This is a genomic window from Nocardia neocaledoniensis (genome assembly GCF_003182135.1).
GTDB classification, from domain to species: Bacteria; Actinomycetota; Actinomycetes; order Mycobacteriales; family Mycobacteriaceae; genus Nocardia; species Nocardia neocaledoniensis.
On the sequence record NZ_QGTL01000004.1, the window covers coordinates 512,346 to 534,251 of the forward strand.

The 21,906-nt window shown below is 69.5% G+C and carries 25 protein-coding genes; 11 read left to right on the forward strand and 14 right to left on the reverse strand.

Features of this window, described 5'->3' with window-relative positions:
• Positions 1 to 106 precede the first annotated feature (106 nt).
• The 3 genes from DFR69_RS14345 to DFR69_RS14355 all read left to right on the forward strand — a co-directional run bounded on the left by DFR69_RS14345 (position 107) and on the right by DFR69_RS14355 (position 4,307).
• A complete protein-coding gene (locus DFR69_RS14345) occupies positions 107 to 1,738 on the forward strand; it encodes a TM0106 family RecB-like putative nuclease (protein WP_110038291.1) in 1,632 nt (543 codons plus the stop codon).
• A 53-nt stretch (positions 1,739 to 1,791) separates the two neighbouring features.
• Positions 1,792 to 3,750 (forward strand): molecular chaperone HtpG, encoded by a 1,959-nt coding sequence (gene htpG, locus DFR69_RS14350; RefSeq protein WP_110038005.1) that lies wholly within the window; start codon positions 1,792 to 1,794, stop codon positions 3,748 to 3,750.
• A gap of 107 nt (positions 3,751 to 3,857) precedes the next feature.
• Complete coding sequence (locus DFR69_RS14355) at positions 3,858 to 4,307, forward strand: GNAT family N-acetyltransferase (protein WP_110038006.1); 450 nt, start codon at positions 3,858 to 3,860, stop codon at positions 4,305 to 4,307.
• Positions 4,308 to 4,353: 46 nt separating this feature from the next.
• Here DFR69_RS14355 and DFR69_RS14360 read toward each other — a convergent pair whose 3' ends face one another.
• Positions 4,354 to 5,121 (reverse strand): SDR family NAD(P)-dependent oxidoreductase, encoded by a 768-nt coding sequence (locus tag DFR69_RS14360; RefSeq protein ID WP_110038007.1) that lies wholly within the window; start codon positions 5,119 to 5,121, stop codon positions 4,354 to 4,356.
• Positions 5,122 to 5,296: 175 nt separating this feature from the next.
• Here DFR69_RS14360 and DFR69_RS14365 point away from each other — a divergent pair, with 175 nt between their 5' ends.
• Positions 5,297 to 5,941: a TetR/AcrR family transcriptional regulator gene (locus tag DFR69_RS14365; RefSeq protein ID WP_110038008.1), complete on the forward strand. Its 645-nt coding sequence runs from the start codon at positions 5,297 to 5,299 to the stop codon at positions 5,939 to 5,941.
• Here the strand turns inward: DFR69_RS14365 and DFR69_RS14370 are convergent.
• From DFR69_RS14370 to DFR69_RS14385, 4 genes are all read right to left on the reverse strand, one after another.
• On the reverse strand, positions 5,917 to 6,636 hold the full coding sequence (locus DFR69_RS14370) for a TMEM165/GDT1 family protein (RefSeq protein ID WP_110038009.1): 720 nt from the start codon (positions 6,634 to 6,636) through the stop codon (positions 5,917 to 5,919). The two genes, DFR69_RS14365 and DFR69_RS14370, sit on opposite strands and share 25 nt — an antisense overlap.
• Before the next feature lie 357 nt (positions 6,637 to 6,993).
• On the reverse strand, positions 6,994 to 7,521 hold the full coding sequence (locus DFR69_RS14375) for a peptidase (RefSeq protein WP_110038292.1): 528 nt from the start codon (positions 7,519 to 7,521) through the stop codon (positions 6,994 to 6,996).
• 153 nt (positions 7,522 to 7,674) lie between these two features.
• The gene (locus DFR69_RS14380; RefSeq protein WP_110038010.1) at positions 7,675 to 8,298 is read right to left on the reverse strand and encodes a superoxide dismutase; all 624 of its coding nucleotides are present in this window, start codon (positions 8,296 to 8,298) and stop codon (positions 7,675 to 7,677) included.
• 137 nt (positions 8,299 to 8,435) lie between these two features.
• On the reverse strand, positions 8,436 to 9,047 hold the full coding sequence (locus tag DFR69_RS14385) for a hypothetical protein (protein WP_110038011.1): 612 nt from the start codon (positions 9,045 to 9,047) through the stop codon (positions 8,436 to 8,438).
• A 368-nt stretch (positions 9,048 to 9,415) separates the two neighbouring features.
• Between DFR69_RS14385 and DFR69_RS14390 the strand changes: the two genes are divergently transcribed.
• From DFR69_RS14390 to DFR69_RS14405, 4 genes are read left to right on the forward strand one after another with little or no spacing between them, the layout of a single operon-like run.
• On the forward strand, positions 9,416 to 9,775 hold the full coding sequence (locus DFR69_RS14390) for a rhodanese-like domain-containing protein (RefSeq protein WP_110038012.1): 360 nt from the start codon (positions 9,416 to 9,418) through the stop codon (positions 9,773 to 9,775).
• 19 nt (positions 9,776 to 9,794) lie between these two features.
• On the forward strand, positions 9,795 to 10,796 hold the full coding sequence (locus DFR69_RS14395; protein WP_244198246.1) for a DUF4328 domain-containing protein: 1,002 nt from the start codon (positions 9,795 to 9,797) through the stop codon (positions 10,794 to 10,796).
• Positions 10,793 to 11,560 (forward strand): glycerophosphodiester phosphodiesterase, encoded by a 768-nt coding sequence (locus DFR69_RS14400; protein ID WP_110038014.1) that lies wholly within the window; start codon positions 10,793 to 10,795, stop codon positions 11,558 to 11,560. The genes DFR69_RS14395 and DFR69_RS14400 overlap by 4 nt, the downstream gene beginning before the upstream one ends.
• A gap of 24 nt (positions 11,561 to 11,584) precedes the next feature.
• Positions 11,585 to 12,505: a DUF5926 family protein gene (locus DFR69_RS14405; RefSeq protein WP_110038015.1), complete on the forward strand. Its 921-nt coding sequence runs from the start codon at positions 11,585 to 11,587 to the stop codon at positions 12,503 to 12,505.
• A gap of 234 nt (positions 12,506 to 12,739) precedes the next feature.
• Here the strand turns inward: DFR69_RS14405 and DFR69_RS14410 are convergent, their stop codons facing one another.
• The 5 genes from DFR69_RS14410 to DFR69_RS14430 form a co-directional block, all read right to left on the reverse strand.
• Entirely contained in the window at positions 12,740 to 13,288 is a 549-nt protein-coding gene (locus DFR69_RS14410; protein ID WP_110038016.1) for a ferritin, read from the reverse strand.
• A gap of 83 nt (positions 13,289 to 13,371) precedes the next feature.
• Positions 13,372 to 13,911 (reverse strand): ferritin, encoded by a 540-nt coding sequence (locus DFR69_RS14415; RefSeq protein WP_110038017.1) that lies wholly within the window; start codon positions 13,909 to 13,911, stop codon positions 13,372 to 13,374.
• A 9-nt stretch (positions 13,912 to 13,920) separates the two neighbouring features.
• Positions 13,921 to 15,300 carry an LCP family protein gene (locus DFR69_RS14420; protein WP_208643974.1) on the reverse strand — a complete coding sequence of 460 codons (1,380 nt, stop codon included), beginning with the start codon at positions 15,298 to 15,300 and terminating at the stop codon, positions 13,921 to 13,923.
• Positions 15,301 to 15,413: 113 nt separating this feature from the next.
• The gene (locus DFR69_RS14425) at positions 15,414 to 16,187 is read right to left on the reverse strand and encodes a CPBP family intramembrane glutamic endopeptidase (protein ID WP_110038018.1); all 774 of its coding nucleotides are present in this window, start codon (positions 16,185 to 16,187) and stop codon (positions 15,414 to 15,416) included.
• A 39-nt stretch (positions 16,188 to 16,226) separates the two neighbouring features.
• Complete coding sequence (locus tag DFR69_RS14430; protein ID WP_110038019.1) at positions 16,227 to 16,988, reverse strand: DUF2470 domain-containing protein; 762 nt, start codon at positions 16,986 to 16,988, stop codon at positions 16,227 to 16,229.
• Positions 16,989 to 17,102: 114 nt separating this feature from the next.
• Here DFR69_RS14430 and DFR69_RS14435 point away from each other — a divergent pair, with 114 nt between their 5' ends.
• The 3 genes from DFR69_RS14435 to DFR69_RS14445 are packed head-to-tail and all read left to right on the forward strand — an operon-like array spanning position 17,103 to position 19,134.
• The gene (locus DFR69_RS14435) at positions 17,103 to 17,513 is read left to right on the forward strand and encodes a hypothetical protein (protein ID WP_110038020.1); all 411 of its coding nucleotides are present in this window, start codon (positions 17,103 to 17,105) and stop codon (positions 17,511 to 17,513) included.
• A 41-nt stretch (positions 17,514 to 17,554) separates the two neighbouring features.
• Positions 17,555 to 18,469 (forward strand): prephenate dehydratase, encoded by a 915-nt coding sequence (gene pheA, locus DFR69_RS14440; protein ID WP_110038021.1) that lies wholly within the window; start codon positions 17,555 to 17,557, stop codon positions 18,467 to 18,469.
• Positions 18,466 to 19,134: a histidine phosphatase family protein gene (locus tag DFR69_RS14445; protein ID WP_110038022.1), complete on the forward strand. Its 669-nt coding sequence runs from the start codon at positions 18,466 to 18,468 to the stop codon at positions 19,132 to 19,134. The genes pheA and DFR69_RS14445 overlap by 4 nt, the downstream gene beginning before the upstream one ends.
• A 5-nt stretch (positions 19,135 to 19,139) precedes the next feature.
• Here DFR69_RS14445 and DFR69_RS14450 read toward each other — a convergent pair whose 3' ends face one another.
• From DFR69_RS14450 to DFR69_RS14465, 4 genes are all read right to left on the reverse strand, one after another.
• Positions 19,140 to 19,910: an ESX secretion-associated protein EspG gene (locus DFR69_RS14450; protein ID WP_244198247.1), complete on the reverse strand. Its 771-nt coding sequence runs from the start codon at positions 19,908 to 19,910 to the stop codon at positions 19,140 to 19,142.
• 62 nt (positions 19,911 to 19,972) lie between these two features.
• Positions 19,973 to 21,100 carry a PPE family protein gene (locus DFR69_RS14455; RefSeq protein ID WP_110038024.1) on the reverse strand — a complete coding sequence of 376 codons (1,128 nt, stop codon included), beginning with the start codon at positions 21,098 to 21,100 and terminating at the stop codon, positions 19,973 to 19,975.
• A 46-nt stretch (positions 21,101 to 21,146) separates the two neighbouring features.
• The gene (locus DFR69_RS14460) at positions 21,147 to 21,458 is read right to left on the reverse strand and encodes a PE family protein (RefSeq protein WP_110038025.1); all 312 of its coding nucleotides are present in this window, start codon (positions 21,456 to 21,458) and stop codon (positions 21,147 to 21,149) included.
• A gap of 109 nt (positions 21,459 to 21,567) precedes the next feature.
• Positions 21,568 to 21,906, reverse strand: coding sequence for a metallopeptidase family protein (locus DFR69_RS14465; RefSeq protein ID WP_110038294.1), 339 nt, complete (start codon positions 21,904 to 21,906; stop codon positions 21,568 to 21,570).

Below are 21,906 nucleotides of genomic sequence, written 5' to 3' on the forward strand. Positions count from 1 at the left end.
CGTGCGTGCAGCCGAGGACGACTTCGACGGCGGGCCGGTGCATCGCCCGGCCCCCGCTTCCGCTGCGCTCGATCGAGGTGCCGAAACCGGGGTCGCCGAGGCCCGGATCGCCTTCCTGGACGCGCGCTCGCTGATCGGCTGCAGGCATCGCCTGCGCCTGGACGCCGAGTATCCCGAAGTGATCTCCGAGGTCAGGGAGGATCCGGGGGTTCAGCAGCGCAGGGAGGCGGCGAGCACGCATCGCGCCAGGGTGCGCGATGAACTGGTCTCGGCCGCCCCCGCCGACTGGGTGGTGATCGACCCGGCGTTGCGCGCGCGGGAGAAGGCGGCGGCGACGATGGCCGCGATGGAGGCGGGCGCCCCGCGCATCTGGGGTGGGCTGCTGCCGCAGGAACCCGATACCGGTCGGCGCGGCGGCGCCGAGTTCCTGCTGCGCGATCTCGATCGCGGCGGCTACATCCCGATCATCGTGGTCAACCACAAGATCACCGATCCGCGCCGCCCCGACCCGGCCGATTTCCACCCGCTCACCTCCGATCTGCACCGCTGGGAGCCGCGCCGCGACAAGCACGTGAAGCTGCGCCCGCAGCCGCGCGACCAGCAGCGCCTCGCGCACCTGTACCGGATGTTGCAGCGGCACGGCATGGCCAGCCCCGCCCTGGTCGGCGGCGCGATCGGCCTCGCCTTCGACCGCATCCTCGTGCACGACCTCACCACCGTGCTCGCCGACTACGACCTGCGCTACGGCGATCGCATCGCTGTGGTCCGCGGCGAACTGCCGACCCAGCCGTCGAAGGTGCCCGAGTGCAGGCAGTGCCCGTGGTGGGTGCGCGGCCCCGGCGGCGAGCCCAGCTGCGAGGGTCAGCTCGCGGTCATGCGCGACGTCAGCCTGGTCGCGCCCGGCTCGCGGGCCGACGTGTTGCGCGTGCACGGCGTGCAGACCGTCGACGAACTGGCCGCCTGGGAGGGCGACGACCCCGACGACTGGCAGCACGGCCCGTTCTCCGAGACCGTGGTCACCGCCAGGGCCTGGATCGCGGGCGCGCCGCTGGTGCGCCGCTTCGACACGGTGAGCGTGCGCCGCGCCGACGTGGAGGTCGACGTCGACCTGGAGAGCTACCAGGAGGACGGCGCCTACCTGTGGGGCACGCTGCTCGACGGCGTGTACCGCCCGTTCGTCACCTGGGACCCGCTGCCCACCGAAGACGAGGGCCGCTCCTTCGGCGAATTCTGGACCTGGCTCATGGGCATACGTGCCGAGGCGCACGCCGCGGGCAAGACCTTCGCCGCCTACTGCTACTCGCGCACCGCCGAGGACAAGTGGCTCTATGAGTCGGCGCGCCGCTTCGCGGGCAAGCCGGGCGTGCCCACCCACGAGGAGGTCCGCGCCTTCGTCGACTCACCCGAATGGGTCGACATGTTCCAGGCCGTGACCGACCAGTTCATCTGCCCGAACGGCAAGGGCCTCAAGAAGATCGCCCCCGTCGCCGGCTTCGGCTGGCGCGACCCGGAAGCGGGCGGCGAGGCCTCCATGGGCTGGTATCGCCGGGCCGTCGGCTACGACGACGCCGTCGACATGTCGCAGCGCACCCGCCTGTTCGAATACAACGAGGACGACGTGCGCGCCACCCAGGTGCTGCGGGAATGGATGACGCAGCGCGCTGTCACCGAGGTTCCCTCGCTGGCCGACTTCGGGCGCGGTGCGACCGGCGGGCCCGGAGGCGGCAGCGCCGCGTAACCACACAGGGTCCTCGGAAGCGCCGCCGTGTGCGCAGTAATAACATCGGTGCCGTGACAGAGCACGTCGAAACCCTCGAGTTCCAGGCCGAGACCCATCAGCTCCTGGAGCTGATGATCCACTCGGTCTACTCCAACAAAGACACGTTCCTGCGGGAGCTGATCTCGAACGCTTCCGACGCACTGGACAAGCTGAAGCTGGCCACGTTCCAGGACAAGGACCTCGTCGCCGACACCTCCGACCTGCACATCGAGCTGGAGGTCGAGGCCGACAAGCGGGTCCTGACCGTGCGCGACAACGGCATCGGCATGTCCCGCGCCGAGGTCGTCGACCTGATCGGCACCCTCGCCAAGTCGGGCACCGCCGAGCTGCGCCGCAAGCTCACCGAGGCCAAGTCCGACGCCGCCGCCGAGGAGCTGATCGGCCAGTTCGGCATCGGCTTCTACTCCACCTTCATGGTCGCCGACAAGGTCACGCTGACCACCCGCAAGGCGGGCGAGACCGAGGGCACCCGCTGGGAAGCCGCCGCGGGCAGCTCCACCTACACGATCGACACCGTCGCCGACGCCCCGCAGGGCACCGCGGTGACCCTCGAGCTCAAGCCCGCCGACGAGGACGATCACCTCTTCGACTACACGCAGGAATGGAAACTGCGCGAGATCGTCCGCAAGTACTCCGACTTCATCGCCTGGCCGATCCGCATGCGGGTCGAGCGCACCGTGATGGAAGGCGAGGGCGAGGACAAGGTCGAGAAGACCGTCGTCGAGGACCAGACGCTGAACTCGCAGAAGGCGCTGTGGACGCGCCCGCGCAGCGAGGTCTCCGACGAGGAGTACAAGGAGTTCTACCACCACGTCTCGCACGCCTGGGACGAGCCGCTCGAGATCATCCCGATGAAGGCCGAGGGCACCTTCGAGTACCAGGCGCTGCTGTTCATCCCGTCGACCGCGCCGTTCGACCTTTTCACCCGTGAGCACAAGCGCGGTGTGCAGCTCTACGTGCGCCGCGTGTTCATCATGGACAACTGCGAAGAGCTGATGCCGGAGTACCTGCGCTTCGTCAAGGGTGTGGTCGACGCGCAGGATCTCTCGCTCAATGTCTCCCGCGAGATCCTGCAGCAGGACCGCCAGATCCAGATGATCCGCAAGCGCCTGGTCAAGAAGGTGCTCTCGACGGTCAAGGACCTGCAGGGCGCCGAGGACCAGAGCAAGTACCAGACCTTCTGGGCGCAGTTCGGCCGGGTCCTCAAGGAGGGTCTGCTCTCCGACACCGACAACCGCGAAACCCTGCTCACCGTCTCCTCGTTCGCCTCGACCGCCTCGGAGTCCGAGCTCACCACGCTGAAGCAGTACGTGGAGCGGATGCCGGAGGGCCAGGACGCGATCTACTACATGACCGGCGAAAGCCGTGCGCAGGTGGAGAATTCGCCGCACCTGGAGGCATTCAAGGCCAAGGGCCGCGAGGTGCTGATCCTGACCGACCCGGTCGACGAGATGTGGGTCGGCTCGGTGCCGGAGTTCGACGGCAAGAAGTTCCAGTCCATCGCCAAGGGCGAGGTCGACCTGGAGACCGAGGAGGAGAAGAAGGAGACCGAGGCCCTGCGCGAACAGCAGGACAAGGACTTCGCCGATCTGCTCACCTGGCTCGGCAAGACCCTCGACGATGTCGCCAAGGAGGTGCGCCTGACCAACCGGCTCACCACCTCGCCCGCCTGCCTGGTCGGTGATGTCTTCGACTTCACCCCGATGCTGGAGCGCATGTACCGCGCCTCGGGCCAGGCGCTGCCGGAATCCAAGCGCATCCTCGAGCTCAACCCGACCCACCCGCTGGTCACCGGCCTGCGCGACGCCTACGACGCCCGCAAGTCCGACGCCGACGAGGGCAAGGTCCCCGAGCTCGCCGAGACCGCCGAACTGCTCTACGGCACCGCGGTTCTCGCCGAGGGCGGCGAACTGAAGGACCCGGCACGGTTCGCCCAGCTGCTCACCGAACGGCTGACCCGCACGGTCTGAGATCGGCTGTGGCGCCCGGGCCGCCGGGCGCCACACCGGTCGGCGGTTCCGTATCGTTCACGCCGAATTCCGGTGCTGACCGGTCGGATTCGCGTCACCATGGAGTGATGGCGGGGCACGAGATCCGGCGGGCACGGCCCGGCGACTACGACGAACTGATCGGCGTTGTCGACACCTGGTGGGGCAGGACAGTGGTCCAGAACCTGCCGCGGCTGTTCCTCGACCACTTCCATCGCACCAGCCTGATCGCCACCGACGAGGACGGGATCTCCGGTTTCCTGGTGGGTTTCGGCTCGCCGTCCGAGCCCGAGGTCGCCTACATCCACTTCGTCGCCGTGCGGCCCGACGCGCGTAAGTTCGGCCTCGGCCGCACCCTCTACGACAGGTTCTTCGAGATCGTCCGAGCCGATGGCCGCCGCGTGGTCACCGCGATCACCTCGCCGTCGAACTACACCTCGATCGATTTCCACCGCAGTCTCGGCTTCACCGTCACCGGCCCGGTGCCCGACTACAACGGGCCCGGTCGCGCGCTGATCACCTTCGAACGCGCGGTATGAGAAACGGCGCCTTCCGAAAGGGAAGGCGCCGTTCGTCGTTCACTCGTCAGCGCGGCGCCATGCGCAGCGCGCCGTCCATGCGGATGGTCTCGCCGTTGAGGTAGTCGTGGGCGGCGATGTACTCGACCAGCTGGGCGTACTCGTCCGGGCGGCCCAGGCGCGACGGGAACGGAACGCCGGCCTCGAGGCCCTTGCGGTACTCCTCGGTGACGCCGGCCAGCATCGGGGTGTCGATGATGCCGGGGGCGATGGTGTTCACGCGGATGCCGAACTGCGCCAGGTCGCGCGCGGCCGGGACGGTCATGCCGTGCACGCCGCCCTTGGACGCGGAGTAGGCGATCTGGCCGATCTGGCCCTCGAACGCGGCGACCGACGCGGTGTTGATCACCACGCCGCGCTGGCCGTACTCGTCGACCGGTTCGGTCTTGGCGATGGCGTCGGCGGCCAGGCGCATCACGTTGAACGTGCCGAGCAGGTTCACGGTGATGACGGTGCGGAACAGCTCCAGGTCGTGCGGGCCGTTCTTGGACAGGATGCGGCCGGCCCAGCCGACGCCGGCACAGTTGACCACGATGCGCAGCGGCGCCGGGCCCTCGGTGATCTTGGCGATCGCGGCGGCGACCTCGTCGTTGCTGGTGACATCGGCCGCGATCAGGGTGACACCGGCGGGCACGTTGTCGCCCGCGCGCTCGATGGACGCCGGAACGTCGAGCCCGAAGACGGTGGCGCCGGCCTCGGCCAGTCGCTTGGCGGTGGCGGCACCGAGGCCGGACGCGCCCCCGGTGACGATGGCGGCGGAACCCGAAATCTCCACGATGGTCCTCTCGTTCGTGACAGCCAGTTGGCACTTCGTCAATGGCACCTTAGCCGGTCGGAGTTGAGGCGCACATCACCTCCTCACCGACCCATGGGTAGCGTGGCCCACCACGCGCGGTGCTGACCGCGCAGAATGGAACGGCAAGCCCGCACCTCGAGCACGGAGTTCGACGATGAGCGATTCGGCATCCACCCTGCGCCAGCTCCCGCGCGGACGGCACCACCTCTCCCGCGAGGAAGTGGTGGCCTCGCAGCGGGAACGCATTCTCGTCGCGATGGGCGAGGCGATGACCGAAGGCGGCTACGTCGGCACCCCGGTGGCCGCGGTGCTCAAGCGGGCCGGGGTCTCGCGCGAGACGTTCTACGAGCTGTTCCGCTCCAAGGAGGACTGCTTCGCGGCCGCCTTCGACCGGGTCTCCGGCCTGCTCGCCGCCCGACTACAGGAGGTGATCGCCGAGACCGCCGAGGCCGACGCGTTCACCAGGATGGATCGCATCCTCACCGCCTACTTCGATCACATGATCGACGATCCGGCGTCGGCGCGGCTGTTCCTGATGGAGGTGTACGCGGTCGGTCCGTCGGCGGTCAAGGCCAGGATGGAGCTGCAGAGCCGCTTCGTCGCGGTGGTGGCGGCCATGCTGGGCGCGCAGACGGCCGAGCAGCAGTTCGCCTGCGCGACCCTGGCCGCCGCGATCGGCGCCATGGTCACCGGCAAGATCGCGGCCGAGGATCTGGACGGGCTCCGCGAGCTGAAGGAACCGCTCATCGACCTGGCCCGCCGCTCCGGATCGGTCTACGGCAACGCCTTCACCGACTGATCGGCGGCGTCCGCCTCGACCGTCGCAGCGCGCGGCCGGAAGAACCGCCAGGCACCGATCCCCAGGCCGACGACGGCCGGGGCGAGCAGGGCGAGGCCGGTCGAACCCCAGCCGCCCAGGCTCGGCACGAAGGCGTCGAGCGTGGTCTTGGCGGCGAAGAACAGGAACAGCAGGCCCGAGGTGAACGCGATACCGCGTTCGGGCAGGTGCTTGCCGGCGAGCTTGCCGACCAGGATCGCCAGCCCCCCGGCGGCGACCATGCCCGCCGCCGAGCCGATCCAGACGGCCAGCCAGCCGTTGTTCGAGGCCAGCGCGGCCGCGGCGAACATGGTGCGGTCGCCGAGCTCGGCGAGCATGAAGGCGGAGATGACGACGAGGAAGGCGTTGCGCGTGCTCGGCGGCGGCGTGTCCTCGGCGTCCTCGGCCGGGCCGAGCGCGTCGCGCAGCGTCCACAGGCCGACGGCGAGCAGGGTGAGCGCCGTGACGACGGCGATGGCGTTCGCGGGCAGCGCGGTCCCGAGGAAATGGCCGACTCCGGCGGCGATGAGATTCACGGCCACACTGGCGACGCTGATGCCGATGAGCACCACCCACCAGCGATAACGCAGCGCGAAGGTCAGCGCCATCAGCTGCGATTTGTCGCCGAGCTCGGCGAGGAAGATCACGCCGAAGCTCAGCAGGATCGTGGCGATCATGAGTCAGCTCCCAGGTGGATACTCCGGCCTGCGGCTGAAAACGGGTGCGCCCTCAGCCACACCGGTCTACGGATCGGTTCGTGGCCGAAGGTCTCGTCCACCGGTGGTCACCGGTTCGCGCAGCCGGACCGCGCCGAGTGCGGCGCCGATCAGTATGTCGACTGGGCGATTGCGGGCTACTCCCCTTCGCTGCTGTCCACCCTAGCCCGATTGCTGCCGGTGTGCCAACTCTGTGTAATCGAAATCGCTATGGGCACAAGAAGTTTGGCTGTGCGGCCCGGATAGTTCGGTTTCCCTGAATTCACCGGGCAGGCGACCCCGTTGCCCGGCGTTCGCCGGGCCGTGGGTGCGAAAGCCTCAGGCGGCCAGCAACATCGCGAGCACCGCGGTGTCGGGATCGCTGATCAGATCCATCCCGACCCGGCTCACCAGCGAGGTGACCGTCCCGTCGAGTTCGGCCTCAGCCCAGGCCGCGCGATGCTCGAGACCCAGATGCGGCACGCCGGGCAACAGCACGCAGCCCGAGGCCGCGCCGGCGCACTCCGGCAGCGAGGGCCGGGTCTCCGAGGGTGGATGCAGCATCAGCAGGGCGGGCGGGACGTGCCCGGCGAAGCGGCCCGGCTCGACCGCCTCGTCACCGAGGACCGGCCCCTCGGCCAGCACCAGCCCGACCGTGCCGGGCTCCGGATCGTCGGGCAGGTCCTCGCGCACGCCGAACACCGTGGAGGTGGTCAGCAGGCCGGGCATCGAGGCCACCCGCACCGCGAGGACCAGCACCTGCGCCCATTCCTTGGTGGTGTCCGGCCAGCGGCCCGAGACCACGAAACCCTGTAGATGACCGCGCGCCTGGAACGGCGTGATCCCGATCGGACCATGCGTCGTCATGATGGCCTCCCGAACTCCGGGGGCGACGGTGCCCTTGTAGTTCAGGAATAACCCGAAACTCATCTGGCACACAAGTACCAGTGAGTGCCAGAGCGGGCAAAACACACAAAAGACCCCCCACCGTGTGGTGGGAGGTCTTTCGCGGGAGGAGACTCAGCCGAAGATGAGGCCCTTGCCCTGCGTCACCGCGCGGGCGAAGCGATCCTGCACGTCGGCCCAGTTGACGACGTTCCAGAACGCGGTCACGTAGTCGGCCTTGACGTTCTTGTACTGCAGGTAGAAGGCGTGCTCCCACATGTCGACCTGCAGCAGCGGGATGATGCCGAGCGGCACGTTGGCCTGCTGGTCGTACAGCTGGAAGGTCAGCAGCTTCTGACCCAGGGTGTCGTAACCCAGGACGGCCCAGCCGGAGCCCTGCAGGCCGTTGGCGGCCGCGGTGAACTGCGCGCGGAACTTGTCGAACGAACCGAACTGGTCGTCGATCGCGGCGGCCAGGTCGCCGACCGGCTTGTCGCCACCGTTGGGGGAGAGGTTCTTCCACCAGATGGAGTGGTTGGTGTGACCACCCAGGTGGAACGCCAGGTTCTTCTCGTTGAGGAAGATGGCGGCATGGTCGCCGGCCTCACGGGCGGCTTCCAGCTTCTCCAGCGCGGCGTTCGCGCCGGCGACGTAGGCGGCGTGGTGCTTGGTGAAGTGGATCTCGTTGATCTGTCCGGAGATGTGCGGCTCCAGCGCGCTGAAGTCCCAATCGAGTTCGGGCAGTGTGTAGACGGCCACGATGTCCCTTTCCGTGTGTCGGGCTGTGTGCGCCCATTCGGTCGAGCACACCAACCATCATTCGTACACCCGCTCGCTGCAACCGCAGGCGTGCGGCCCCGCATTCCCGCGCGGAGCGGATGTCGACGCGGTCGGGCTTACAGCGGTGGGGCGACCTCGGCCTTCGAGGCCCTGGCGTCACCGGCATCGTGAGCGGCCCACCAGCGCCTGCCGCCCTCGATGAACTCGGCCATCGGAATCTCACGACCGCTCGGGTCGGAGACGGTGATCCTGTCGAACCAGACGCGGACGTCGAGTTCGCGCGGATCGATGCCCTCTTCCTGGGAGAACTCGATGACATGCGCCGCGATCCGGTGCTCGAGCACCGTGTCGAAGCTGAGCAGCTCGCTCCACAGCGTCCAGCCGCTGTCGTCGAGGTCGATGAATTCCCAGCCGTGCAGCCCGCCGCCGCCGAAGCTCTCGATGGCTTCGTCGAGCTGGTCGAGGGTGAGGGGGAGGACGCGGGCGTCGATATCGTCCCAGCGCTGGATGCGCAGGGACGCGGCGACCCGGGTGACTCCGGTGAAGGTGAGCAGGACTTTCGACTCGGTCGGTGCCGAGCTGTCGGCGGGTAGCGTCAGCACCTCGAGAGCGAGCTGCAGGCGCCCCGCCGCGGCGTCCACCTCTACTCCGAGACAGGTTGATTCGGACAAAGCGGTATTCAGGCCGTTGATGTCGAAACTGTCGAGTAGCCCCCTGCTCGTGTTCATGCGCCCAGGCTACCGATCCGGCCGCCCAGATCCCAGGATTTAGGATTTTCTCTAGTGTTGTCGTTTTTTATGGAACCGATCGGCCTCGGCTCGCGTCCAAGTAGATGTCGGGTCAGGTACAACCCTGGATCCCGACGTCAGCGGCGGGCAGCCGCTCCGGGATGACATGGAGGGGAGTCCCGGATCGGTTGCCCCGCCCGCTGTTCTCCCCGATTCGACCTCGGTTGATAGCCCATACCTCGAAATGGTGTGCTGACCGATAGCTGAGACCTGTGGATCATCTTGTGGATTCTGTGGATAACCGCGATCCATCCACAGACCGCGCCCACGGCAGCCCGAGCGCGGTCGCGGCATGGCAGGATCGAGGCGTGACGAGCTCCGAGGTCCCCACGGTGCCGGTGGGTGCGGTACCCGCCGCGTTCGACAGCGCGGAACCGGTCCCCGGTATCCAGCTGCTCGACGTGCGCGAACCCGACGAGTGGGAGCTCGGCCACGCGCCGGGCGCCATCCACATCCCGATGGTCGACGTGCCCGCGCGCCTGGACGAGCTCGACATCGACGCCGAGCTGTACGTGGTGTGCAGGCAGGGCGGGCGCTCGATCGAGGTCGTCCGGTACCTGGCGCACATCGGGTACGAGGCGGTGAACGTCGCCGGCGGGATGGTGGCCTGGCAGCAGACCGGCCGTCCGGTGGTCGCCGACGGCGAGCACGAAGCCAAGATCTACTAGTCCGGAACGGGGTGCGCGGGTGAGTTCGGTGGTGCAACCATGTGCGCGCTGTGGCGCGCGCTGGGCTGTGCAGGGCGCACCGATGCACTGGTGCCCGCGCTGCCGTGGCGTGCTGCTCTCGCCGGGCCGGGTCGACGCGCCCGCGTCCCAGCGCAACTACCGCTGGGTCGCCCGCAGGCCGGACCACCGGCTGCGCAAGGCCGCGAATTCGACCGTGGCCGCCCCGCCCGGCCCCACCCCGCGCTACACCGAGGTCCCGCGCTGGGGCCTGCTCGACCCGCCGCCCGCGCCCGCCCGCACGCCGGCGCGTCCGCTGCGCGGGATCGCCGAATCGCGCGACGTCCTGCTCGTGCTCACCGCGCTGGCCTTCCTGGTCGCCGCGGCCGCCGAATACGGCCGATACCTGATCCTGCTGCGCAACCGCACGACGCTGATCCCCAGCTGGCTGCTGTGGATCTCCGACATGTCGGTCTGGGTGTTCGGCGTCATCGCGCCGCTGTGCGCGCTGGCCACCGCGCTCGCGCTGGTCGGGTGGCTGATCGAGGCGCGCAAGGCCGCCTTCGCCGCGCAGGGCAGACGCGATCCGCGGCGCCGCTGGACCGTGCTCGCCGGCTGTCTCGTCCCCGGCGTGAATCTGATCTGGCCCGGCGTCTTCCTCACCGAATTGGTCGGCGCGAAGCCGGATCCGCGGGCCGAACGGGCCGTGCGGATCTGGTGGGCGGCCTGGGTGGCCAGCGGGCTGATCCTGGTCGCCGCCACGCTCTGGCGTGACGCGTCGAGTCTGCAGGCCGAGGCCGACGGCGTTTCCTTCACCGCATTCAGCGACCTGTGCGCGGCCGCCTTCGCGGTGCTCACGCTGTGGACGGTCCGCCTGCTCGAAGGCCGTGACCTGCGCGGCGCGCCGCGCTCGGCGCACCGCTGGGTGATGGCCGCCGACCCGGCCGAGGTCGTCATCGCCCCGGTCACCCCGGGCGAGCGGGACGAGATCGAGAATTCGCAAGAGGAGGTTGTGGCCAAGTGAGCCAGGGCAATCGCGCGCCGTTCGTGGTGGCGCATCGTGGCGCGTCCGCGGCGCGCCCCGAGCACACCCTCGCCGCCTACGAGCTGGCGCTGGAGGAAGGCGCCGACGGGGTCGAGTGCGACGTCCGGCTGACCCGCGACGGGCACCTGGTCTGCGTGCACGACCGCACCGTCGACCGCACCTCCGATGCCACCGGCCTGGTCAGCGAACTGACCCTGGACGAGCTACGCGACATGAACTTCGGCACCGCCGAGCGGCCGGAGGGCGTGCTCGCCCTCAGCGACCTGATCGGCCTCGTGCTCGACTGGCGCAGCAGGCCGACCAAGCTGTTCATCGAGACCAAGCACCCGGTGCGCTACGGCGCCCTGGTGGAGAACAAGGTGCTCGCCGAACTGCAGCGCTTCGGCATCGCCACGCCCGCCTCGGCCGATCATTCCCGGGCCGTGGTGATGTCGTTCGCGGCGACCGCGGTCTGGCGGATCCGCCGCGCCGCGCCGCTGCTGCCGACGGTGCTGCTCGGTGAGTCCTCGCGCTTCCTCGGCGGCGGCGCCGCGACCACGGTCGGCGCGACCGCGGTGGGACCCTCGGTCAAGACGCTGCGCGAGCATCCGGAACTGGTCGACAAGGCCGCCGCGGCGGGCCGGGCCACCTACTGCTGGACCGTCGACGAGCCCGACGACGTGAAATTGTGCGCCGACCTGGGCGTGAGCTGGGTCGCAACCAATCATCCCGGCCGCACGAAGGCCCTGCTCGCAGGCGTCTGAGGTACCCGCCCATAAACTCCGTGCGTGGGTAAAAGCAAGCGGAACAGTCCGAAGCCCGACAGTAATCGGGCTCAGCGTCTCGCCGAGCGGCGTGCGGCGCAGGAGCAGGCATCGGCGGCCCCGACGCGGCCGTTCGAAGGTCTTGCTGCCGAATGTGATCTGGTGGCGCTGCGGGAGTTCGTGCCGTCGGCGACCGCGACCTTGAAGCTGGCGCCCGGTGTGGCGGCGCAGCGCGAGGTCACCCTGGCGACGGTGCTGCCCGGCGCCGTGGCCGCGCTGGTGCGCGCCGGTGACGAGCCCGTCGGTTTCGTCGGCACCCAGGTGCAGCATCAGGGCGTCGACCCCTCGGCCGATATCGCGGCGGCGATCCTGTGGACCCAGTCCGCGGAGGCCGGCGAGTCGCTGGAATCGGCCGGTGCGGTCGACGGTGGCCCGCGACTGGCCGACGTCATCGATCCGGGCGCCGACCTCGAGCTCACCGTGCACCAGGACTTCGACTGGTGGGTGCCCGAGGGCGTCACCCCCGATCCGCAGGTGGCGGCCACGATCGAGCAGGCCAAGCAGGCGATCATGCCCTCGGCCCGCCTGGATCTGGGTGCCGACGGCGTCGGCGCGGCCTGGTGGGTCGACGCGGGCGAGAAGGCGCACGTGCGCTGGGTGCGACCCGAGGACGAGGACAAGCTGATGCTGGCCCTGGCTCGCGTGCACGCGCAGGGCGGCCTGCACATGGGCGAGGGTTCGCGCTTCGCCGGTTCCTTCCGCACGCACGGCGTGCTGGTGCCGGTGTTCGACCTCGATCCCGAACTGCACCCCACCGAGTGGGAGGCGCCCGCCCGCGAATTCGGTGCGCGCCTGGCCGAGGCGCTGGCCTCGGATGCCCCGATGACCGGCGAGGAGCGCCGCTCGCGCGACGGTCTGCGTGGGCGTCAGGTCACGCTGCGCTGAACAAAATGAAATAAGCTCCTTTCACATGTCGGGTCGGCTAGGTTCACGCCTACGCCGACCAACCGGCGAAGTGAAAAGAGGACATCATGGAATTTCTGGGATCTGTCGCCGGTCTCGCGCAGATGGTGATCGGCACCATCCTCGCCAACACCGGCTCGGGTGGCTCCGGCTCCGGCTGGTGAACGCACGACGGATTCGGCTCGCTGCCCGCGAGCCGAATCCGTCAGCGGCGAACTAGACGCTGCCGCCCGCGACGCTCGGGGCGCCCGAAGCTTCCTTCGGCGCGCTCAACTCGCGCCACATGAACGCCTCCAGATCGAACAGGTTCGACCCGGCACGATCGGCGATGTTGAGCAGCGTGGTCATGTTGGCCACTTCCTCGACCTGTTCCTTCAGGAACCACTGCATGAACTGCTCGCCGAGGTAATCGCCTTCCTCGCGGGCGGTGCTGGCCAGCCGGATGATCTGGTCGGTGACCGTCTTCTCCTGGGCCAGCGCCAGCTCGATCGGCTCGCGCGCCGACTCGAAGTTCGACTTCGCCGCGTCGACGCCGGCGATCTCGACGCTGATGTCGCGGTCGAGGAAATACTGCACGATCATCAACGCGTGATTGCGCTCTTCGACCGACTGCGCGTAGAACCGCTTGGCCAGCTGCGGCAGGTCGTTGTTGTCGAACCACACCGCAATGGCGATGTACTGATGCTCGGCATTGAACTCATGCCGGATCTGATCTTGGAGCAGGCTGTGGAATTTGCTGCGCGGGGGTTCCGGATGAATCGACATGGCCGCCACATTAGACCTGGTCAAAGGGGGTTGTCATCCAAGTGCAACCTTATTGAGGGAAGTATTTCCTAAGGTAGCGCTCCCTAACTGAGCCTGCCCTGACCGGCCATTCTCGGCGCCGTCTTGTCGGCTGGAACAGCACCGTTGAGTTCCCGGCGGATGAATTCCTCCACCTGGAACAAATTGTCCTGGCGGTCGAGCACGGTCAGCAGTGTGGTCATCGTCGCAACGTCGTCCACCTGGTTACGCAGGAACCACTGCACGAATTGTTCGCCGAGATAATCGCCGGCGTCCCGGGCGGCCGCGGCCAAGGCGCTGATCTGTCCGGTGGCCGTTTGCTCACGTTCGAGCAGGAAGGCGATGGCGGCGCGCGGCGAATCGTATTCCTCGCGCACCTCGTCGAGTCCGCCGATCGTCACGGCGATATCGCGGTCGAGCAGATACTGGACCATCCGCATCGCGTGGCCGCGGTTCTCGGCCGCGCGGGTATAGGTCTGCGCGGCCAGCTCGGGTAGCCGCTGCGTGTCGAAATAGACTGCGGCGGACAGGTATTGCTGCGCCGTGGTCAGACCGTGCCGGATCTGGTCGCGCAGCAGCTCGGTGAACGAACGGTCCTCGGCCATGCTTCGACGTTACCGCGTGAGCAGGTCCTCGGGAATCTGCTGATCCTTGGCGAGCGCATCGAAGAAGCCGGGCGCCTTGGACTTGTCCCAGAGCAGCACATTGCCCACATCGGTGTCGTCGAAGCCGCCGATCGGCACGCTCGTGGTCACGGTGTCGCCGCGCATCGCCCAGCCGAGCGCGGCCAGATTCCAGATATGGTCGCCGTCGTCGACCTTCAGCGAACCGGCCACACCGGTGGCCATCGGCCACAGTGCGAACGGATTGGCCAGCGTGCCCGCGCTCGTCGCCTTCTTCAGCAGCGCCGACATGAACATCCGCTGATGGTTCATCCGGTCGACATCGGCGTTCGGGGTGGCCCTGGTGCGCACGAAACCGAGCGCCTGCGGACCACTCAGCTTCTGACAGCCGGCGGGCAGATCGAGCCCGGCCAGCGGGTCGACGATCGGTTCGTCGAGGCACATCTCGATGCCGTCGAGCGCGTCGACGACGCCGGCGAACCCGCCGAAACCGATCTGCGCGTAATGGTCGATCCGCACGCCGGTCGCCACCTCCACCGTCTGCACCAGCAGCGGCGCGCCGCCGAGCGCGAACGAGGCGTTCAGCTTGTCCTTGCCGTGGCCCGGAACGCTGACATACGAGTCGCGGGGCAGGCTCACCATCGTGGTCGGCCCCGACTCCGGGATGTGCACCAGCATGATCGTGTCGGTGCGTTCCGGCCCGGTGTCGCCGCCGGTGGCCAGTTCCGCTTCCTGCTCGGTGGACAGGTCGCCACGGCCGTCGGAGCCGACGAGCAGCCAGTTCGTGCCCGGCGTATCGCCGATCCGGTCGCTGTAGGAGGTGAGCGCGGGGATGCGGGTGAGCGAGTTGTCCAGGTGCACGATCGCGGCGATCAGCCCGACGATCAGGAGCACGACGATCAGCGTGAACCACCGGAACGGATGACGCCTGCGCCGCCGGCGCGGCGGCCGCTCCTGCCTGCCCGCGTCGACCGGTGGTGGCGTGCGTCGCGGCGGCACGCGATCGTGGTGCGGCACCGGGCGCTGGGTGGGGGCGTGCCGGACCGGTTCGCGATACGGGACCGGGCGCTGGGTCGGCGCGTGCGGGCGCGGTTTCGGCTGCTCGGGCGGCATCTGCGAGTAGGCGAGCGGCTGGTCGCGGCCGTCGCGGTGCAGCACCTGGGTGGGTTCGATGTGCGATGCGGGACGGCCGGGGGCGGGATTGTGCCGGACCGTCGGGTCGTGCGGACCGCCGTGCCGGACCGTCGGGTCGTTGCCGGGCGGCACCGGTCGGCCGCCCGGACGCGGGCGCCCCTGGGGCGGCGGCAGCGGAGGGCCACCGGGGCGGCCCGTCGGCGGCACCCGGCGCCTGCGTGGATCATCGCCGTTCATCACTGTCGAACTCTACTGATCGTCGGGTGCGCGGGCTCGGTTGTGCGCGCTCGGTCACTACTGGATACCCCGCGCGCGGTGACCTGTTAGCGCGAAACGCGGTGACACGCCGCTCACGGCAGCCAACCGACGCGTCCGCGCAGCACGTTGTAGCCGAGATAAGCGACCGCGTCGATCGTCGCGTGCGCCAGGATCAGCGGCCACAGCCGGTTGGTGCGCTGCCAGTACCGCCCGAAGATCAGGCCCATCACGATGTTGCCGAGCCCGCCGCCGAGCCCCTGGTACAGGTGATAGCTGCCGCGCAGCAGCGCCGACGCCACCAGCGACCGGTTCTCCGACCAGCCCAGCTTGCGCAGCCGGGTGATCAGGTAGGCCACCACGAGGATCTCCTCGGCGACCGAGTTCGCGCAGGCGGCCAGGATCAGCACCGGCAGGCGCCACCACTCCGACAGCGAACTCGGCACGATGGTGACGCTCACGCCGAGCGCGTGCGCGATCAGATACAGCCCGAGCCCCGGCAACCCGATCACCGCGGCCAGCGCCAACCCCGGCACCACATCGGCGCGGCCGATCCGGGCCAGCCCGATCAGCCGCGGCCCGATCCCGCTGCGCCACAACAGATACAGCCCGAGCGCGGCCCAGGCCAGCAGCCGGGTGATGCCGACGAGCTGGAACAGCAGATCCAGGAAGGAGTTGTCGGACCGCGAGGCGTTCAGCGCCACGGTTCGTCCGCCGACCCCGCCCGGTGAGAGCGCGGAGTCGAGCAGCGACAGGCCGGCACTGAGGCCGCTCAACCCGAAGGTCACCAGCAGGACGACGGCGATCTCCACCCGGAGACCGAACCGTTCCCGCTCGCTCAGCTCGGTCGTGGGAGGGTCCAGGCGCATGTCGCGCAGTGTAGGCAGTGCGCGTGGCGAGGGCTCGGCTCAGATGCGGCGCAGGCCGTTCAGAAACGGGCATCCGGCGAGGATGCGCACCGCCTTGCTCAGTGACTCGATGTCGTCGGCGGGGTTGGCGAAGGGCAGGCGCACGTCGTGGTCGCCCTCGGGGCCCTCGACGCGCAGCGTCAGGCCGTAGCGGTCGATGGCCAGCGGGTGCACCAGCCCGCCGCGCAGCCGGGTCGGCAGGTGCCGCGAGAGCTGGGCGACGATGTCGGCGTGGTCCTCGGCCATGTGCTGCAGCCAGGCGCTCTCCAGCTCGCAGAACGGGTCGGCGGTGGCCGCGCGCAGGTCGGCGTGGTCCACCGACTCGGCGCCGGAGGTGTCGGCCAGTACGGCCGAGTTCACGACCAGGCGCAGCAGAGTGACCCCGTGGCCCACGTCGAGCAGGCCGGGGTGCGGGAAGTCCTTGGCGATCTCCACCGCGAGCGCGCGCTGGGCCTGCGCCGGGACCTGGCGCACCCAGCCGCGCAGCCACACCAGGGCCCGGACCGGCTCGCGCAGCGGCAGCGGGGCGTGGTCGGTGAGTTCGAGCACCGCCGAGGTCTCGTTGGCCGTCGCCGCCAGCGCCGCCGCGAGGGAGCCCGCGGGCACCGCGATCACCGCGTCGCCACACCGCCGCAGGTGATGCAGCGTGGTCGGCACCGGATCGATGCCGGGGAGCGCGAGCACCGCCGTCTCCGCGTGCGCGCAGGCGCTGCGCACGCGCTCGGCGGTCGTCGGCGCGAGGATCGTGGTTGGGCTCGACATGACAACCTCCGCGAACTGGTGATTAGGTAAACCTAAGCTAAGTTACGGAGCCGCTTCGCGCAAGAGGTACACCCCGGCGAATCCATGCGCGAATCCGCTTCTTACGGTGGACCGATGAGCCACGACGACCACGCCGAACCCGTCCTGGTCAGCCTGTCCGCCCCCGCCCGGCGCAGCCTGGTGGCGGGCCTGGTCCGGCCGGTGGGCTCCGCGCCGGAGACCGCCGAGGTCGTCGACATCGACATTCCCGACGCCGAGCTGGCCGCCTATCTGGTCCACATCGCGCACGCCGGGCACGGGTTCGTCGCGCGCACCGGCAGCGGCGCCCGCGCGGTCGCCGTCGTCGCGGGCACGGTCGCCGCGCTCTGCGGCGAGGACATCCCCACCGCGCTCACCGCGCCCGACCTCGGCTTCCTCACGGCGCTGAAGCCGCCCGCGATCGAGGCGACCAGAACCGTTCTGCTCGCCGTCGAAACCGCCGATGAGCAGGCGATCACGGCGGCGCTGCGGGTGCTCGAACCGTGAGCTGGGCGGCCCGCCGTCAACGATCCAGCTAATCTTTCGGTGTGCCGCGTATAGCGTATTTCGGGCCATCGGGGACCTTCACCGAAATGGCTCTGGCGAAGTTCGAGAACTCGGGGGCCTTCGAGGGCCCGGTCGAGCGCGTCGCCGCGCCGAGTCAGGGCGCCGCGCTGGAACTGATCCGCGCCGGCGAGGTCGACGGCGCGGTGGTGCCGATCGAGAGTTCCGTCGAGGGTTCGATCCCGGCCACGCTGGATTCCCTCGCCATCGGACCCCGACTGCAGATCGTCGCCGAGACCGAGCTCGAGGTGAGCTTCACGATCGTCGCGCGGCCCGGCGTCACGCTGGACGACGTGCGCACGCTGGCGGCCTATCCGGTCGCCGCCGCCCAGGTCAGGCAGTGGGTGGCGCGGACCATGCCGGACGCGCGGCCGTATACGTCGGCGTCCAACGCGGCCGCCGCCGAGGACGTCGCCGCCGGTCTGGCCGACGCGGCCGTGTCCACCGCGCTGGCCGGTGAGCGGCTCGGCCTGGCCACACTGGCCGCCGGGGTCGCCGACCACGACCAGGCCGTCACCCGATTCGTGCTGGTGACCAAGCCCGGCGTCGCGCCGCACGCCACCGGGGCCGACCGCACCTCGGTCGTGCTCGAACTGCCCAACGAACCCGGCTCGCTGATGCGCGCGTTCGCCGAATTCGCCACGCGCGGTGTCGATCTCACCCGCATCGAATCGCGGCCGACCCGGACCTCGATGGGCACCTACCGCTTCTACCTGGACTGCGTCGGCCACATCGACGATCCGGCGGTCGCGGAAACACTGAAGGCTCTGCACCGCACGGCCCGGATCCGGTTCCTCGGTTCCTGGCCCGCGTATTCGGCAGTCGGAACGCCGCCCCCGTCGGACGAACCTGCCGCAGAATGGTTGACGCAATTGCGAAAGGGGGTCGCTGACCTATGAATACACGCGCGAAGCTGGTGTTGGTGCGGCACGGCGAGACCGAGGGCAACGTCGCGAAACTGCTCGACACCAGGGTGCCCGGGCTCCCGCTGACCGAACGTGGCGTGGCACAGGCGAAAGCGTTCGGCGCCGGACTCGTGCGCCCGCCGCAGGTGCTGGTCTCCTCGGAAGCGCTGCGCGCCAAGCAGACCGCGGGCTACATCGAGGCCGCCACCGGTTCGCCCGTACACGTGCTCGACGGCCTGTTCGAGGTGCAGGTCGGCGACCTGCACGGCCGCTTCGACCCGGCCGCCCACGAGTTCTTCCAGCAGATCTATCGCGGCTGGCACCACGGTGAACTGCACCTGCGCGCCCCCGGCGGTGAGTCGGGCAGCGAGGTGCTCGACCGGATCGTGCCCGTGCTCGAAGGACTGCGCACCGAGTTCCTGACCGACGACGCCGACGGCGACGTGCTCGTCGTGAACCACGGCGCCGCCATGCGTCTGGTCGCGATGACGCTGGCCGGGGTGGCCCCGCCGTTCACGACGAACAACCATCTCGACAACACCGAGACCATCGAACTGCTGCCCACCGAGAACGGCGGCTGGGAATGCCTGCGCTGGGGCAGGTTCACGCCACCGTTCTCGGTCGACGCCGAGCCGACCCCCGACGACCCGATGGGCTGAGCCGGCTAGCCCCGGGTCTCGGCGTTCCCGATCGGGAACTCCTCGCGCACCGGCAGCGACTCGATGAGATCGGCGACCGCGGTGCGCAGCCGCGCGTTGGTGCCGGTGGCGATGGACGACCACTTCACGCCGTCGTCGGCCACGCTGGCGGTGATGATGAATCTGCCCGCGCGCGTGTTGAATACGGCGATGTGGTTGTCCTGGATGTCGCGGGTGCCGTCACCGTAGGCCACGCCCACGATCTCGGCGTAGGAGTGGATCTCCACCAGGGCCGAGGCGAGCGTCTGCGCGTCGGTGGCCGGCTTGCCGATCTTGGCCAGCCGCTCGGCGGTGGCCGCGACGTCGCCGGTGTCGCCGAAGATCGGCGCCAGCTCCTCGGTGGGCGCGTTCATCCCGTAGAGCTCGAGCGCCTCGGACTGGCCGAGGGCGTGCAGGACCGCGCCGGGCAGGTCGAGCCCGGCGTCGTCGATGACGTAGGACTCCGGCCCGCGCAGGGCGACGACCGCGCGGTCGTCACCCTGCGCCAGACAGAACCGATTCACGTGGCCCTGGACCACCCACCGCAGCGCGATGATCCATTGCGGCCGGTAGAGCACCCGCAGGCGCTCGGCCAGCTCCGGCTGCACCACGTCACCGAACAGCAGTTCGCGTTCGGTGAGCGCGGCTTCGGCCACCTTCATCGCGGCGTCGTGTTCCGCGACGTTGTCGTAGCGGCCCATGGCGTCGAGCACCACGGGCATCTCGTCGAATTGCAGCGTTTCGAGGAGGAATTGCATGTCGTCGAGCGAAAGCACGACGGCATCCAGCAACGACCCCCCACTGCCCCCGCCGAGCACCGTCACCTGGCGTTTCCGGCGAGGTCGGCGCCGATCACACCTTCTGCCGTGTAGCGGCCGTCGGTGAACGCCTCGTCCGAGCGGCCGTAGTCGACGGCGTCGTGCTCGTCGTCTTCCTCGCCCTTGGCCCGGTTGCCGAGCAACGGGTTGGCGCCCGCGCTGGTGTTGCGGACCGGCGCGGCGTCGGTGCGGACCACCGACTCGACGACCGGCGCCGAGGCGCCCGCGTTCGCGGCGGGCGCGCCCCAGCCCTCGGGCAGCTTCAGCTGACCCGCGTTGAGCGAGACGCTGCCGAGGCCGGCCGACGTGGTCGCCACGCCCGCGGCGCCGACCGCGCCCATGGTGGCCATGGCGGGCACCGCCGCCGTGGTCGCGGGGACGGTCGAGGCGGTGGCCGCCGAGATCGCCGAGGCGCCGATGTTGCCCACGGTGCTCACACCGCTGGTGAGGACGCCGCCGGCGACGTTGGCGGCCTGGGTGGCCGCGCTGACGACACCCGGGTTGGAGACCAGCGCCTGCGCCGCGGCGACCGCCGTCGTCAGCGGGTCGCCACCGAAGTCGCCCTCCGCTGCCGTGGCCGTGCCCGCGCCGCTGGCGATGGTCGGCGGCATGGAGAACTCGCCGGGCGTGGTGACGGTGGCGGTGGTGGCCGCCTCGTAGGTCTCCATCACCAGCGCGGCGCGGATGTCCATCGCGTGCCGGGCGACCTCGGCCGCCTCGAACGCGCCGGACACGACGCCGGGCGGGTTGGCCGACGCGGCGACGGCGGTGTTGGTCGCGGCGATCTCGGGCAGGCTCGGCATCGCGAGCGAGGCCACGGTGTAGGCGGTCGCGTTGGCGGTGGCCTTGGCGCTCATGACACCGGCCATGATGCCCTGCTGTCCGGCCCACGCGCCGAACGGCGCGAGCTTGGCCAGCACGGCGAGACCGTTGACACCCTGCAGGCCGACCCCCACCTCGGCGATGACACGGGTGATGGTGAACGCGGCGTCGCCCCACGCCGCCGCGAGCGTGCCCCACGAGGTGGCGGCGGCACTGATCGGAATCGCGTGCGCGCCTGCGTTGAGCGTGGTGGAGTTGACCTCCGCCATGCGCGGCAGCCAGAAGACGCCGGTGATCCCTGCGGTCATGCTTGTTTCTCCCCTGAATGAGTGATCGTCGACGGATCGGGTACAGCTACACCTGGATGGCGGAGATGCCCGCCGCGCGAGCGATGTCTTCGCCGATGTTCGTGGCGAGCTGCGACCGCAATGTCGCCGCCGCGTGATGCAGTTCGAGGATGGCCTGGGCGACCGCGCTGTCGTGCGTGGCGGCGGCCCGGTTGAAGTGCCCGGCCGCGAGCAGGGAGACCTCTTCGGCGCCGGAGGGCAGCACGTGGGTGGTCGGCCCGGCCAGGCCCGCGGCGACCGCGAGTCGCTCGGCGAGCAGATCCAGCTCCGCGGATGCGGCGAGGACGATTTCAGGCGTGATGAGGACGTGTCCGACCATTACCCGACTCCTTCTGGTGGCGACTATCGGGAACCACGAGAATTCCCCCTACGAGTGATAGGACGCGAGAGCGGGTCGTTCGGTTCCATCGATTCCCCACCCAATTTCGCTAGCCCCATCCCAGCTCATGCAACCGGTCGTCGTCAATCCCGAAATAGTGTGCGATTTCATGGATCACGGTGATCGCTACCTCCTCGACCACCTCGTCGTCCGAGCTGCAGATGTCGAGAATAGCCTCTCGATAGATGGTCACGGTATCCGGCAGCGATCCCGCGTAGTAGCTGTCGCGCTCGGTGAGGGCGATCCCGTGGTAGAGCCCGAGCAGCGAGGGCTCCTCCTCGTTTCTGGCCTCGACCAGCACCACCACGTTGTCGATCGCCCCGCTGAGCTCGGGCGGGATCAGGTCGAGCGCGTCGCCGACCAGCTCCTCGAACCGCTCCGGCGACAT

Bases quoted from the DNA above. Each gene is read 5' to 3' on its own strand.
- DFR69_RS14355 (WP_110038006.1), top strand. From the start codon at position 3,858: ATGGCGGGGCACGAGATCCGGCGGGCACGGCCCGGCGACTACGACGAA.
- DFR69_RS14365 (WP_110038008.1), top strand. From the start codon at position 5,297: ATGAGCGATTCGGCATCCACCCTGCGCCAGCTCCCGCGCGGACGGCAC.
- DFR69_RS14370 (WP_110038009.1), bottom strand. From the start codon at position 6,636: ATGATCGCCACGATCCTGCTGAGCTTCGGCGTGATCTTCCTCGCCGAG.
- DFR69_RS14375 (WP_110038292.1), bottom strand. From the start codon at position 7,521: ATGACGACGCATGGTCCGATCGGGATCACGCCGTTCCAGGCGCGCGGT.
- DFR69_RS14385 (WP_110038011.1), bottom strand. From the start codon at position 9,047: ATGAACACGAGCAGGGGGCTACTCGACAGTTTCGACATCAACGGCCTG.
- DFR69_RS14410 (WP_110038016.1), bottom strand. From the start codon at position 13,288: ATGTCGATTCATCCGGAACCCCCGCGCAGCAAATTCCACAGCCTGCTC.
- DFR69_RS14415 (WP_110038017.1), bottom strand. From the start codon at position 13,911: ATGGCCGAGGACCGTTCGTTCACCGAGCTGCTGCGCGACCAGATCCGG.
- DFR69_RS14420 (WP_208643974.1), bottom strand. From the start codon at position 15,300: ATGAACGGCGATGATCCACGCAGGCGCCGGGTGCCGCCGACGGGCCGC.
- DFR69_RS14425 (WP_110038018.1), bottom strand. From the start codon at position 16,187: ATGCGCCTGGACCCTCCCACGACCGAGCTGAGCGAGCGGGAACGGTTC.
- DFR69_RS14430 (WP_110038019.1), bottom strand. From the start codon at position 16,988: ATGTCGAGCCCAACCACGATCCTCGCGCCGACGACCGCCGAGCGCGTG.
- DFR69_RS14435 (WP_110038020.1), top strand. From the start codon at position 17,103: ATGAGCCACGACGACCACGCCGAACCCGTCCTGGTCAGCCTGTCCGCC.
- DFR69_RS14445 (WP_110038022.1), top strand. From the start codon at position 18,466: ATGAATACACGCGCGAAGCTGGTGTTGGTGCGGCACGGCGAGACCGAG.
- DFR69_RS14450 (WP_244198247.1), bottom strand. From the start codon at position 19,910: ATGCAATTCCTCCTCGAAACGCTGCAATTCGACGAGATGCCCGTGGTG.
- DFR69_RS14455 (WP_110038024.1), bottom strand. From the start codon at position 21,100: ATGACCGCAGGGATCACCGGCGTCTTCTGGCTGCCGCGCATGGCGGAG.
- DFR69_RS14460 (WP_110038025.1), bottom strand. From the start codon at position 21,458: ATGGTCGGACACGTCCTCATCACGCCTGAAATCGTCCTCGCCGCATCC.
- DFR69_RS14465 (WP_110038294.1), bottom strand. From the start codon at position 21,906: ATGTCGCCGGAGCGGTTCGAGGAGCTGGTCGGCGACGCGCTCGACCTG.